11 protein-coding genes and 1 pseudogene are annotated in these 14,087 nt (G+C 38.8%); 9 read left to right on the forward strand and 3 right to left on the reverse strand.

The window, feature by feature from the left end; translation table 11 throughout:
- Positions 1–141: 141 nt before the first annotated feature.
- The 4 genes from gspF (at position 142) to FTU79_RS02000 (ending at position 3,010) form a co-directional block, all read left to right on the forward strand.
- Positions 142–1,347 carry a type II secretion system inner membrane protein GspF gene (gene gspF / locus FTU79_RS01985; RefSeq protein ID WP_078189785.1) on the forward strand — a complete coding sequence of 402 codons (1,206 nt, stop codon included), beginning with the start codon at positions 142–144 and terminating at the stop codon, positions 1,345–1,347.
- A 36-nt stretch (positions 1,348–1,383) separates the two neighbouring features.
- Positions 1,384–1,821 (forward strand): type II secretion system major pseudopilin GspG, encoded by a 438-nt coding sequence (gene gspG / locus FTU79_RS01990; protein ID WP_078189784.1) that lies wholly within the window; start codon positions 1,384–1,386, stop codon positions 1,819–1,821.
- 283 nt (positions 1,822–2,104) lie between these two features.
- Positions 2,105–2,440 (forward strand): hypothetical protein, encoded by a 336-nt coding sequence (locus FTU79_RS01995; protein ID WP_180022604.1) that lies wholly within the window; start codon positions 2,105–2,107, stop codon positions 2,438–2,440.
- A gap of 231 nt (positions 2,441–2,671) precedes the next feature.
- A complete protein-coding gene (locus FTU79_RS02000; RefSeq protein ID WP_180048792.1) occupies positions 2,672–3,010 on the forward strand; it encodes a tRNA-binding protein in 339 nt (112 codons plus the stop codon).
- Between the two features lie 84 nt (positions 3,011–3,094).
- Here FTU79_RS02000 and lnt read toward each other — a convergent pair whose 3' ends face one another.
- A complete protein-coding gene (gene lnt / locus FTU79_RS02005) occupies positions 3,095–4,654 on the reverse strand; it encodes an apolipoprotein N-acyltransferase (protein ID WP_180048793.1) in 1,560 nt (519 codons plus the stop codon).
- Positions 4,651–5,490, reverse strand: a complete 840-nt coding sequence (locus FTU79_RS02010) for an HlyC/CorC family transporter (protein ID WP_078189781.1) — start codon at positions 5,488–5,490, stop codon at positions 4,651–4,653. The genes lnt and FTU79_RS02010 overlap by 4 nt, the downstream gene beginning before the upstream one ends.
- 200 nt (positions 5,491–5,690) lie before the next feature.
- Here FTU79_RS02010 and tusA point away from each other — a divergent pair, with 200 nt between their 5' ends.
- The 4 genes and pseudogenes from tusA (at position 5,691) to FTU79_RS02030 (ending at position 11,348) form a co-directional block, all read left to right on the forward strand.
- Complete coding sequence (tusA, locus tag FTU79_RS02015) at positions 5,691–5,948, forward strand: sulfurtransferase TusA (RefSeq protein WP_111885617.1); 258 nt, start codon at positions 5,691–5,693, stop codon at positions 5,946–5,948.
- A 133-nt stretch (positions 5,949–6,081) separates the two neighbouring features.
- Positions 6,082–8,646 (forward strand): annotated as a pseudogene (locus tag FTU79_RS02020) (type VI secretion system Vgr family protein); the annotation flags it as partial.
- Positions 8,647–9,805: 1,159 nt separating this feature from the next.
- A complete protein-coding gene (locus FTU79_RS02025) occupies positions 9,806–10,732 on the forward strand; it encodes a hypothetical protein (RefSeq protein WP_180007097.1) in 927 nt (308 codons plus the stop codon).
- A gap of 220 nt (positions 10,733–10,952) precedes the next feature.
- A complete protein-coding gene (locus FTU79_RS02030; RefSeq protein WP_180048795.1) occupies positions 10,953–11,348 on the forward strand; it encodes a hypothetical protein in 396 nt (131 codons plus the stop codon).
- Between the two features lie 223 nt (positions 11,349–11,571).
- Here FTU79_RS02030 and FTU79_RS02035 read toward each other — a convergent pair whose 3' ends face one another.
- Positions 11,572–13,284, reverse strand: coding sequence for an electron transfer flavoprotein-ubiquinone oxidoreductase (locus FTU79_RS02035; protein WP_180048796.1), 1,713 nt, complete (start codon positions 13,282–13,284; stop codon positions 11,572–11,574).
- Positions 13,285–13,478: 194 nt separating this feature from the next.
- Here FTU79_RS02035 and FTU79_RS02040 point away from each other — a divergent pair, with 194 nt between their 5' ends.
- The gene (locus FTU79_RS02040) at positions 13,479–14,087 is read left to right on the forward strand and encodes a DUF1285 domain-containing protein (RefSeq protein WP_168377951.1); all 609 of its coding nucleotides are present in this window, start codon (positions 13,479–13,481) and stop codon (positions 14,085–14,087) included.

The following is a 14,087-nucleotide window of genomic DNA, read 5'->3' on the forward strand; positions in this document are numbered from 1 at the left end:
ATAAGTTCCTGATTAAATTTCGTCGTGATCGTAAAGGAGTTGTGTTAGAGTGAGCTCATATTTTATATCTAAGAATATGAATGATTTTGATGGTCAGACGCAACTGCGCTGATAGAAATTTTGGAAAATTAGAGCATTACAATGCCTGCATATCAGTTTACTGCCATAGACGCTTCAGGGAAGCAGCAGAAGGGTGTACTTGAGGGTGATTCTGCGCGTCAAATTCGTCAACAGCTCAGAGATCAGTCACTCATTCCAGTTGCTGTCGATCCGATTGAGCAAAAAGACAAACACGCGCAGCAGCGCTGGTTTCAAAAAGGGCTGAATGCCTATGACTTGGCTTTATTAACTCGCCAACTTTCAGTTTTGGTTGCCGCTGCGATTCCATTAGAAGAAGCGATTCGTGCTGTGGGAAAACAAAACGAAAAAGCCCATGTGCAAAACCTGTTGATGTCGGTGCGCTCTAAAGTTTTGGAAGGACATTCTTTAGCCAACGCACTACAACAAGCGGGACGTTTTCCTGAACTGTATATTGCCACGATTGCAGCAGGTGAGCGTTCAGGCCATCTCGATCTCATTCTCGACCAACTTGCCGATTACACCGAAAATCGCTTTGCCATGCAAAAAAAAGTGCAGGGTGCGATGATTTATCCGATCATCCTGATGTTAATGTCTTTCGGTATTGTGATGGGACTCATGACCTATGTGGTCCCAGATATTGTCAAAACCTTTGACCAAAGCAAAGATGCCTTGCCGTGGATAACGGTCGCTTTAATGAAAGCCAGTGATTTTATTCGAATGGCCTGGCCATTTTTATTGGTCGGTAGCGTAGTTTCGATTTTTCTCTTGGTTCGATTCCTCAGAACAGCGGCGGGACATTATGCCTTTGACCGATTGACCTTGAAATTACCATTATTTTCCAAACTGTCTAAAGGCATTAATGCCGCTCGTTTTGCCAGTACCTTGTCGATTTTAACCAAGTCTGGCGTGCCTTTGGTCGATGCTTTAAAAATTGGCGCAGCGGTCAGTAATAATTGGGTGATTCGAGATTCGGTCAACCTTGCGGCAGAGAAAGTAACAGAAGGTGGTAATTTAGCAACACAGCTTGAGCGAAGTGGTTATTTCCCACCGATGATGGTACAAATGATCAAAAGTGGTGAAAGTTCAGGCGAATTAGATCGGATGCTAGAACGTGCGTCGACGATGCAAGACCGAGAAGTGACGACTTTAATTTCAACTTTATTGGCGTTGCTTGAACCGCTGATGTTGGTATTTATGGCGAGCATTGTACTGGTGATCGTGATTGCTGTGATGCTGCCAATCGTGAATATGAATAATATGATTTAAGACATTCGAACAATGATGTGAACAGAGATTTGTAACATGCAAGTGAAGACAAAAAATATGAAGCAACAAGGTTTTACTTTAATTGAAGTGATGGTGGTCATTGTCATTTTAGGTGTTTTGGCAGCGCTGATTGTACCGAACGTGATGGGCCGTGGTGAAAAAGCCAAAGTTGATACTACGGCGATTACTTTAAAAAGTGTCGCTGGCTCATTAGATCAATACAAAATGGACAATGGTAAATTCCCTTCAATGCAAGACGGTGGATTAAATGCTTTGGTCACTAAACCTGAGTCTGCTAAAAACTGGTTGCCGGGTGGCTATATCAAAGGCGGCTATCCAAAAGACAGTTGGGACAATGATATTCAATATGTGATCCCAGGTTCTGAAGGCCGTCCTTATGATCTTTATTCATTTGGTGCAGATGGTCAGTCTGGCGGTGAAGAAAATGATGCCGATATTTACTATAAACACTAACTGAGAATAATTATATATTCAGTTTTAATGGAATTAATCACTTCACTTAATAGGGTGTTTCAATATTGAGTGAAGTGATAATAAATCTTAATTATAAAATTAATATTAAGTTATTGAATTTACTTTAAATTTCATAATATTAAATATGTGATATTTATAATAAGAATTATTCCCAATTTTATTGATTACAATAATCGCAAAATATGAATAAATATAGGCTTTTCATTTAAATAAAACCGAGCATAATATCTTTTATGGTACTTTTTTAGCCATGGAGGATAGTATGAAAGCATTATTATTAACGGATGAAATTAACCAATTTCATTGGTCTATGCTGAAATCTGTTCTTTTGATTTTAAGTATTCTGCCGATCAGTCAAGGCATTGTGTATTTATGGCAAAGCACTGAGGGCAGTAGCCAAATTATGGTGGGCTTCTTTGCCATGAGCTTAATGAGTTCATTACTGGCTTTAAGTTTTTGGTCTGCATTAAAAGCGACTGTGGCAAATTTAAAACAAGAACATGCATCTGCCATCGAACAAATGGTTGTTCGTCTTTATCGATATATTCCAATGGTATCTTTAGCTGCCATGCTTTCCTATTTAGTAACGAAGTTATAAACCACAATCAAACCTTCCAAACTGGAGCTTGCTCCAGTTTTTTTATGTCCCGTGCAAATGAACAGTTAGCCTACATCAAAGCGTACATCAATTTGATACGTTTTCTAAGAAGACCTTGCTTTGTCCGTTTTGACGCATCGAATGTCTGCTTCACATATCGTCAGCCTGAATGAAATTTTTATAATGCATAGATAGTCAGATGAAGTACAACAAAGAAAAGCAAGAGGAAAAATGCAACAGATCGATTGGCAAGATTTTTTGAAAGTTGAATTACGTGTAGGGAAAATTGTACAGGCTGAAGTCTTTGAGCAAGCACGTAAACCCGCGTACATTCTCCATGTGGATTTTGGAGAGGAACTGGGCATTAAAAAGTCCAGTGCACAAATTACACAGCTGTATCAGCCGGAAAATCTAGTGGGAAAATTGGTCGTTGCCGTCGTGAATTTTCCAAAAAAACAAATTGGGCCGATCCAGTCAGAGTGTTTGGTCACAGGTTTTCATAATGCAGAGGGGCATGTTGCTCTTTGTATGCCTGATGCAGAAATTCCCCTCGGCACCAAGTTACTTTAAAAAAGCAGGATGAGCTGGCACGTTGAAAGTTTATCAATAAAAAACCGAGCCAAAGCTCGGTTTTCTTGATCTTTTATAGCGGAATCAACGGCGTGATTTAAAAGAAATATCAACTTTACGCGGGCGATAAATCCAACCGAGAACCAATAACAAGAATGAGAAAATCAACACAGGCCAATCACTTAAGCGTGTGTAAAGTGTCTCGCCTTGCATGGCAGGTAAATCACCACGAAGTACCGCATCTTTATCCATCGGTGCTTGTTTCACAATGTGACCATTATGATCAATAAAGGCGGTAATACCAGTATTGGTTGCACGGATAAACCAACGGCCATTTTCTTTGGCACGCATTTGAACCATTTGTAGGTGTTGATGCGGGCTCGCTGTTCCAGTAAACCATGCGTCATTGGAAATAGTCACTAGGTAGTCACTTTGACTGGCATTACGGCGCGTTAAGTTGGGATAAGCCACTTCATAGCAAATCGCCGCACCTAAATCATGACCTTTAACATTCAAAGGCTTTTGGTTGTTTGCACCACGTGAAAAGCCACTCATCGACGGGTCATTTTGTAGGGCAGGCAGTACCCAACTTAGCATCCCTGAAAGCGGAATGTATTCACCAAAGGGAACTAGACGTTGCTTCTTGTATAGGCCAGAAGACTCATCACCAGTTGCCATGATGGTGTTGTAATACATAGGGTGTTGGTTTTGCTGTGATTCTGCCAAATCCCAATAGGGAATACCTGTCACCCAAGCCGTACCTGTTTTATTGGCTTGGACTTTCATCGCATCCAAAAACGGCTCAATATCAGTTTGGAACATTGGAATGGAGGATTCTGGCCAAACAATGACATCACGGCCCCATTCTGTCCGACTTAATGATGCATATTTCATTAAGGTTTGAGCTTGGTATTCTGTTAACCATTTTAAATCTTGTGGAATATTGCCTTGAATTAAGGAAACACTCAGCGGTTTTTCATTTTTAGGCTGAACAAATTGCAGTTGTGCTGCACCCCATGCACCGAGCAAAACAAGGACAGAGGGAACAATCCAAAAGATGCGTTTACGTAGGATTTCAACCAAGGCACAGGCCAATACAATGACCGCAAAAGATACCCCAAAGATCCCGAATAATGGCGCATAGCCATCGAGGAATCGTTCAGTAAAGGTATAACCTGCAAACAGCCATGGAAAACCGGTAAAGACCCAAGTTTTACTCCATTCGAAAAACACCCACAGTGGCGCAAAGGTCAGAGGTGTTTCTGGAAAGAAGCGGCGGTAGAGCCAACTCTGAACTGCGGTAAACAGGCCCATCACAATCGCCATAATGGCAATCATCAAAACACTGAGTGCTGAATTGGTATCACCATAGACATGGATCGAGGTATACAGCCAAAAAGCCCCGACAAACCATAAGCCAAAGCCATAAGCTAGACCAATGAAAAACGATTGTTTAGGGGCACGCTGACTTAAGCAAGCATACAGCAGGGCTGGAGATAAAATTGCCAACCACCAATAATGATAAGGTGCCAGCGACAAGCTGAAGATGGCACCTGAAAATAATGCAATCAGCAAAGGATAGATGAAAGGTAGCTGTTTTTTTTGTTCTGAGTGGTTTAGCAGCTTATCAAAGTAGGTTCTCATTTACGGACAGCTCGGATCAGATGAATAGTACGTGCATCTGCCTCCAAAATGGTAAATTCCCAGTTTTCAAGTTCAATCACTTGACCTTGTAAATCACTGACTAAGCCCATTTCTTGTAGCAGTAAGCCGCCCACAGTTTCTACTTCATCATCTGAAAAATCAGCATCTAAAAGATTGTTAAAATGTTCAATTGGTGTAAGTGCTTGAACCAGCCATGTATTTGCACTGAGTGGGTCTTCATCTGGAATGATAAATTGAGCTTCTTCATCGACTTTGTCGTGTTCATCTTCAATTTCACCCACAATTTCTTCAAGAATGTCCTCTAAAGTGACTAAGCCTGAAGTTGTGCCATATTCATCAATCACTACAGCGATATGGGTTTGGGTATTTTTCAACATACGTAAAACTTGGTCAGAACGCGCGCTCTCGGGTACAAATAAGGGTTGACGCATTAATGCACGAATATCGACTTTGGTGGTCGGTTCTGTCAAAAATGGCAACAAATCTTTGGCCAACAAAATACCGACAACATTGTCTGGCTGGTCTGAGGAAAAGACTGGGAAACGTGAGTGTGCAGATTCAACAAGTACATGCAAAATATCTAATAGCTCATCATCTTCTTGCAAGCTGATCATCGCAGTACGGGGGGTCATGACCTCGCGGATTTTAGTTGCAGGTAAGTCGAGTACCCCTTCGAGCATGGCAACTGTATCGGGTTCTAAGAAGCGACGTGAATCTTGTACCAATTTCAACAGTTCGTCACGGGTTTCTGGTGCAGTGCCCAGCCATTTACGTAAGCCGCGCATGCCCCACGACGGGCCGGATTCCTCTTGCATGATCTTTCCTAAAGACTCTTAATATCTAATAAATGATGATTTTATCATACCGTAGAAAATACAGTTGTCTATTGTTAATGTTGATCTAGATGATGAGCGATGAAGTCATTTTAAGACGTTATCATCTGCATTTTTCAAGCTAACATTCGGTCGTCAGGATTATGCTAAAATAGCCCTAGATTTTAATACTGAGTTTTCTAATGTCTGAGCCTTCTGTGTCCCCATCAATTCAATTAAACACCCGTGGCTTACGTTGCCCTGAGCCTGTGATGATGTTGCATCAAGCCATTCGTAAATCAAAATCGGGTGATATTGTGGAGGTTTTTGCAACAGATAATTCGACCTCTTGGGATATTCCGAAATTTTGTATGCATTTAGGTCATGAGCTTTTGCTTCAAGAAGAACGTCTTGATGAAAATGGAAATAAAGAATTCCATTATTTGGTTCAGAAAGGTTAATTTAAGAGATTGTAAAAAATAATAATTATTAAGATGTTACATTTTTATTAATAAAATAGGCTGGTCAAGTCTGATGGCTAGCCTATATCATTCGCAGCATAATTATACAAAGTTTAAAAAACAGACTTTTAAAATGTCAAATTCGATTGCTCTTATACTTGAAAAATTAGGCTTATCCGCCCAAAAACGTGCCATTCATGTGCAATTTTCCAACCCTGCGTTGAATGACGAGCTTTTTATTCAACGTATTGATGGGGAGCATGTCTTAAACCAAGGCCTGCAAGCGACTTTGATTTGCCTATCTACGAATGCACTTATTCCACTAAAACAATTTATTGGCGCACAGGTCGCCGTTGATCAAGTGACCGATCAGGGCGAACTCTTCCGTACCACGGGTATTATTACCGAAGCCACCCAAGGCCAGAGTGACGGTTCACTCACCCTATATAAACTCACTCTAGAAGACGCAACGTCGCTATGGCATAAACGCCGCAACAGTCGTGTGTTTATGAACAAATCGGTGCGCGAAGTCAGTGAGACTCTCTTTAAAGAATGGCAAAGCAAAAGTCCGCTCTTTGCTGCCAGTCTAACGCTAGATCTAAGCGGTTTAAGTCAGAACTATGATGTACGACCTTTCATCATGCAGTCGAATGAAAGCGATTATGACTTTTTAACGCGTCTTTGGCGCAGTGAAGGCATCAATTGGCTCATCGATGAAGCGCAGCTGAAAGCACCACATTCCTCAGCGCCAATTGAAAAACAAAAACTTCGCCTGATTGATGACAATAGCCAATATCAAGCACTCAGCCGTCGTAGCATCCGCTTTCATCGCTCTAGCGCCACAGAAAAACAAGACAGCATCACCAGCTTGATCGGTGAGCGTAGCATTCAACCGACTGCGGTCCATGTGCAGCGCTGGCAAGCCGATGGACTCAGCCAAGAAGAAGGCGCAGGTTCAGTTCAAAGTAAACATCAGCATAGCCAAAGCCAAGACAATGCCAGCTTAAGTTTGGAACAAGCATGGCATGTCAGCCCTGCATGGATGCAAGATTTAAAAGGTGAAGATCAAGCCACTGCTTCATCCAATAGCCAAATTGAAAAACTGAATCAAAACCTAACGCGCTATCACGAGCTACAATCGAAAAAATTCAGTGCACAATCGACTGTGCGTGATACCCAAGTGGGTTATTGGTTTGAATTGAATGAACACCCAGAAATCGATCAACACAGTGGTGCAGACAAACAATTTTTAATCACAGAAAAAAAATTCTATAACCAAAATAACTTACCTAAAGACCTCTCTGAACAAGTCAATCAACTGATTGAACAAAGTCAGTGGAACATTAAACCGATCCATGAACAGGCCGAGCGTCAGGCCAATCAGCTCACATTACAACGCCGCAATATTGTGACGGTTCCTGCATATAACCCACTCGAACACCGTCCAAGCACCCATCCGCAACGGGCTAAAGTTGTCGGGCCAAGTGGTGAAGAAATACATGTCGATGAATGGGGGCGTATCAAAGTCCGCTTTTTATTTACCCGTGGAGATGACCACAGCCATGATGGCGGTGCAGGCAGCAATGACAATGATACGGACTCTGCATGGGTCGATGTGCTTACCCCATGGGCCGGTGAAGGCTATGGTGCACGTTTCTTACCACGTATTAATGAAATCGTGGTCATCGATTTCTTTGACGGTAACATCGACCGACCATTTGTGGTGGGGCGCATACATGAAGCACAGCGCAGTCCAACCCAATTTGATAGTAAAGGCAAACTGCCAGACACCAAAAAACTGGCTGGAATAAAAAGTAAGGAAGTCCAAGGTGAAGGCTTTGGACAACTACGCTTTGATGACACGACTGGACAAATATCAACACAATTACAAAGTACCCATGGTGCCACCCAGCTCAACCTAGGGAACCTCAGTCATCCTAAAGAAACCGCAGAAAGTGCAGGTCGAGGCGAAGGCTTTGAACTGAGAACCGACCAATGGGGCGCAGTTCGTGCAGGACAAGGGCTCCTTGTCAGCACACACCCACAACAACAAGCAGCAGCAATGCACCTCGATGCACAAGCGGCGAAAGAACAAATCGAAGCCAACTTAAACAGCAGCAAAGCCTTAAGTGAAGTGGCGAAAAAACAGCAAACTGACCCGCTTGAAGTCTTAGATAACCTGAAAAACTTCCTTGGACAAATTGAAAAAGGCAGTAAAGAAAAAGCTGATGCCTTTAAACAAGCCTTAATGATTTTATCTGCACCAAACTCAATTGTTGTGAGTAGTCAGGAAGATATTCATCTTTCAGCAGATGGACAGATCAGCCAAAGTGCAGGCGATAGCATCAACCTCAGCAGTCAAAAATCCTTGATTGCCCATGCACAAAGCAAGATCAGTCTATTTGCAGCACAAGAAGGCTTACGTGCGTATGCGGGCAAAGGCAAAGTTGAAATCCAAGCCCAAGGAGATGGGGCAGATCTGATTGCCCGAAAAGGTATTCAAATCATTTCCACGGAAGATAAAGTTGAAATCAAAGCGAGCAAAAAAATTGTTTTGGTTGCGGGTGGTAGTCAGATTGAGATTAGTAGTGCGGGTGTATTACCGACAACTAGCGGTAAGTTTGAAGTGAAGGCGGGGCAGCATAAGTTTGTGGGAGGGAACAAGATTCCCACTTTGAATGTAAATTTACCTGCACTGAAAATCAAAGAAAATTCAGTGAGCGAATGTCCTATAAGGTTAAAACAATCAAATTCAAATACCGAATATATATCTAATGCTGAGTCATCCACGGCGTTGAATGATTCAGCATTACATGGAAATAGTTGTTCATCTTTATTAAAACCAATTAGTATAGTTGATTATCTACCAGAAGCTCTTTCTGGGAAAATTGTAGATACGGATGAAAACGGAAATTTAATATCAATAGGTATAGAAAAAAATGAAACTTTAGAAGATGGTTATGTTGACTATTATGAAAATTCAAAGAGGTATAAAGTCAAATTTTATGATTATTCAGAGATAAGCCAACCATTTGATATTAAGTTTGATCCACTTAAAAACCTCTTAACAGTAACAACAAAGATATCTTTTAAAGGAAAAAAGCGTGTCTTAGTTGACAATAATAACCAGATAGTTACTAATAAAAGTGGTATAGAAGTAGAATTACCATATGATTCTAGCTTAGATTTGCAAAATTCCATGTTTTCTTTTGAGGATATAGAAATTCCATATAAAGATTGGTTTGACTTTAATAAAGCTAAATCTGAAATTGAGAAAATTTTAAATAAAAATAATTTTTATTTATATCCGAAAAACTGTGCTCAATCAAAATGTACGTGTAAAGTTCCAGTTTGGTTGGAAGTTGTAGAAGCACAAGATGGTCATGAGGTTAATATATACAAATTAAGTACACGTGCGGATTCAAGTAATTGGTCTATAAATGCTACAGCAGAATACGAAGCATCGAAAAAACAGGTAACTGATTACTATCAAATTTATGAATTTATTGAAAACTCAACTTCATTAACTGATTTTCAACAATATGACTTCGGATGTTGGAAATTTGAGCCAAGTTGGATGTCGAATAATATACATGCGCATGAATCTGGTCATTTATTTAATTGGCCAGATGAGTATTTTGCTTATGGGGGAGCAGTAAATCAAAGATATACTTTAGCTACAAGTAATCCACCATATCAAATAGATCTTAAGATTGCAGAGCCTGCAGATTTTTGGAAAAGAAATTCAAAAAATAATTTAATGGGTGAAGGAACTTTAATTAAAAATCCACAAATGCATGAATATTATCTGCATCAAATTCGAGATTGGTTTGAAAAAGAAACAGGGATTAATTGGGATGTTAAATCTTAAATTTATAATGGTTTCAATTTTATTTATGAGTACTGTATCAATGGCGAAAAATAATCAAGAGTTTTACACGAGTACATATCCAAATTATTGGGGTAATCCTCTTATAGAAAAATTTTGGGCTAATAATGGTAAAGAATTTTATTTGAAAAATTCTACAGTAGATAGAATAGGTAGTAAAAATAATAAAATAAACGGAGTCGGTTTGATTGTTAAAAGCTTAACCGAAAAAGAGGCTGAAGATTATGACAAATATGGAAAAAAAATTTTCTTGCTTAATAAAAAATATGATGTCAAAAGTAGTAAAGATAAGAAGCTAAATTTTAGATTTTTTGAAATTTCAGGTGAGAATACTGTTTCTTCAATACTTTTTAATTCAAAAGACAGTAATGGGCAGGAAGTTTTAAAATGGTTTAATGAAAAAAAAATAAATTTTATTAATTCCAGTGAAAGTAAAATGGAAATAGGATTTAAAATTATTACTAAAATAAAAAAAAGTGAATCTAATTATGTTTTAGAATTGATATTTGAGAATTTATCTGGGCAAGATATATTAATCACTGGGGTTAATGATTGGGAGGTGAGTAATGAAAATAGAAGAAGTAAAATAATATCAAATTTAGTGATTAGGGATGGTTTGAATGCATCTTTTAAATTTAGTTTGAATAAATATAATTTGATAGAGAAAAATGAGGATTTATTAAACAATCTAATATTACCTGGGAAAATGAAAAAAAGTATTCATTTCAAGTTAGATAAAAATGAAATGGATAAGCTAGAAGAATATCAAAAAATTATAGATGATGCAGAGCTAAAATATTATGTTGTTATGGATCTTAGAGTGCTATCGCCAAGTATTATTGCAGGTGATTTTCATTATTTAACTAGTTTGAATGAATTTATTTATTCTAAATGAATTGCATGTCGTATATTTGGTTTTTTTCATATTTTTTTGTGCAGGGGAATTGTATTTTTAATGTTTGAAGTAATAATTTTGTAGGCGGAATTTTATTCTGATTTTTTAATTATTTAAACTTTCTTGCAATGGTTTTTGTTGATATTGATTTTTTAATTTTATTTAGTGGGTTTGATTTTAAAAAAATTATGTATTTTATTTTTAATAAATAAATTGAGCTATGATGAATTTTGTTGGTGTTTTTAGATTGTTATTTATAGTGCTCATTAGCTCGCATGTATATGCTGATGACGAAAAAATAGCATATTTATACGAGAAAAATAAACAAGCGCTTTTTTTAGGTGGGTGTAATAGGGGAGTTTTTCCATTTAATAGTACTGATTTTTCTAACATAAAAGATCTAACCTTAAAATATAAGTTGGAAAAAATTCATCGAAATCATGAAGAGCCGACATCGTTTAATTTTCTGATCGAAAATAAGGAAATTACAATGTACGGTGGAGGAGATGAAGTTGTAAGTAAGCTTTGTAATATGGAAAGTTCTAGAGAAATTAAAATTAATTATTATAAAATTGAAGGATCTAAAAGAATATATTACTATATAGATGAAATTTAAATTTTTATTTAGGCTTAGTGAAATTATTTCTTTTAATTATTTATAAAATATCTAAATCTAGTGGATATAAAATAATACATTGATAATTATTTTAAATGAAATACTTATGAAATTCATTTTTTATAGGAATTAGTTTTTTTGTAATAATATTTATTTAAAGAGTGTGATTGTCTATTAAAAAATAAACCCGCATTAAGCGGGTTTATTTCAATCTCAAAAGAGATTACATATTAGGATAATTAGGACCACCGCCACCCTCAGGTGTTACCCAAGTAATGTTTTGAGACGGATCTTTGATGTCACACGTTTTACAGTGTACACAGTTGGCCGCGTTAATTTGGAAACGTTTAGAACCGTCATTCTCTTCCATAATTTCATAAACACCAGCAGGACAGTAGCGCTGAGCAGGCTCATCCCATTTTGGTAAGTTCACATGTACAGGAATAGAAGCATCTGTCAATTTCAAGTGAGCAGGTTGGTTCTCTTCATGTACCGTATTTGATACGAATACTGAAGACAAACGGTCAAATGTAATTTTACCATCTGGTTTTGGATAATTCGGTTTGAAGTTCGCAGCATCGACAGTTTTTAAAGCGCTGAAGTCGGGCTGTAAGTCATGCAGCGTGAACGGCACTTTAAAGATGTTTTGATCAACAAAGTTGAACGCACCACCCATCCATTGACCAAACTTATGCATAGCAGGGCCGAAGTTACGAGAGTTATATAACTCTTCTTTCAACCAACTGTTGTTGAACTTGTCTGTGTACGCAGTTAACTCTTTAGCGAAGAAGTCTTCACCTTCAGTCACACGTGCAATGGCAAGGTCACCACCTTTTTCCACACCCGCAGCAATCGCTTCAAATACAGCTTCACCGCACAGCATGCCTGATTTCATTGCTGTATGAGAGCCTTTGATTTTCGCAAAGTTTAGGAAACCTGCGTCATCACCAATTAAGCTACCACCAGGGAAAGTGAATTTAGGTAATGAGTTGAAACCACCTTTTACAACCGCACGTGCGCCATAAGAAATACGTTTACCACCTTCAAGATATTGCTTGATCAGTGGATGTGTTTTCCAACGCTGCATTTCCATAAATGGATACATGTGTGGATTTGTGTATGACAAGTCAACAATCATACCCAACGTCACTTGGTTGTTTTCAGCGTGGTATAACCACCAACCACCTGAAGAACCTGTTTCGCTTAAAGGCCAACCTGCACCGTGCATCACCAAACCTGGCTTGTGTTTAGCAGGATCGATTTCCCAAAGTTCTTTAATACCAATACCGTAATGTTGCGGATCAGCATCTTTATCTAAGTTGAATTTTTGGATTAAACGTTTACCCAAATGACCCCGACAGCCTTCAGCAAATAATGTGTATTTGGCATGAAGTTCATAGCCAGGAGTAAAGTTATGCGTTGGTTCGCCATCTTTACCAATGCCCATGTCACCAGTCTGAATACCTTTCACAGTACCATCTTCGTGGTAAAGGATTTCAGACGCTGCAAAACCTGGGAAAATAGACACTTCTAATTCTTCAGCTTTAGCGCCCAACCAACGAACCACATTACCTAACGAAATAACATAGTTGCCATCGTTATGCATGGTTTTAGGCACCATCCAATGTGGTGCTTCTTGTGATTTTTCATCAGACAATAAGAAGAAGGTTTTATCTTCAGTCACAGGCACATTTAAAGGTGCACCTTGTTCTTTCCAATCTGGGAACAATTCATTCATTGCGCGAGGTTCAAGCACAGCACCTGATAGAATATGCGCACCCACTTCGGAGCCCTTTTCCACGACACAAACGGACAGATCGTTTAGGTTATTTTCAATTGCAAGTTGACGAATTTTAATCGCAGCAGATAGGCCGGCAGGACCTGCACCGACGATAACTACGTCAAACTCCATCGATTCACGTTCGATGTGTTCCATGTAGGACTCCTCATATTTCGGAAGGTGGCATCCATTCAATTCATTTAAATGGTGCTGCCATGAGTGTTCTTAATGCCCAGACACAATTTTTCTATCGTGTCTTTGATATTGTGGGCTAGTATAGTTTTAAACCGAGTTCTAGCCAATTGGCTGAATCATATTATTTTTCCGTCACTAAGGTATTTATTAGGCGGATGAAGCAGCAATTGAACGAAAACCCGACGAAAAAATTCATTAATAGGGATGATAGAAATTTAATGAACATTGCACAATACTTAAAAGATGGACAGTCCGGTCACAAAAGGTCAATCCCTCCATTAGATCAATGGCATCCAAAGCATTGTGGTGCAATGGATTTGAAGGTTTTAGCCAATGGAGAATGGTGGCACGATGGTCAATTGATCAAGCGGCAAGCACTCATTGATCTGTTCTCAACCGTGCTTTGGAAAGAAGATGGGAAATTCTATTTAAAAACCCCTGTGGAACAAATTGAAATACAGGTGGAAGATGAGCCTTTATTTGTCAATCAGGTGGATCACGTTGAGATTGACGCTAAAAACTATATTCAATTCACCACAACCACCCAAGACCTGATTATTGTTGATCAGGAACATCCGATTTTTATGCGTGAATATCAGGGTGAACTACGTCCTTATGTGCATGTTCGTTTTGGTATAAATGCCTTAATTCAACGTGCTGCATTTTTTCATTTAGTCGAGATGGGTGAGCTGCTTGAAAATGAGCAAGGGGAGTCCATTTTAGTGTTACAAAGTGGTGATTTGCACTTGCAATTAGGCACCTGA

This window comes from Acinetobacter sp. YH12144 (assembly GCF_013418345.1).
Lineage (GTDB): Bacteria > Pseudomonadota > Gammaproteobacteria > Pseudomonadales > Moraxellaceae > Acinetobacter > Acinetobacter amyesii.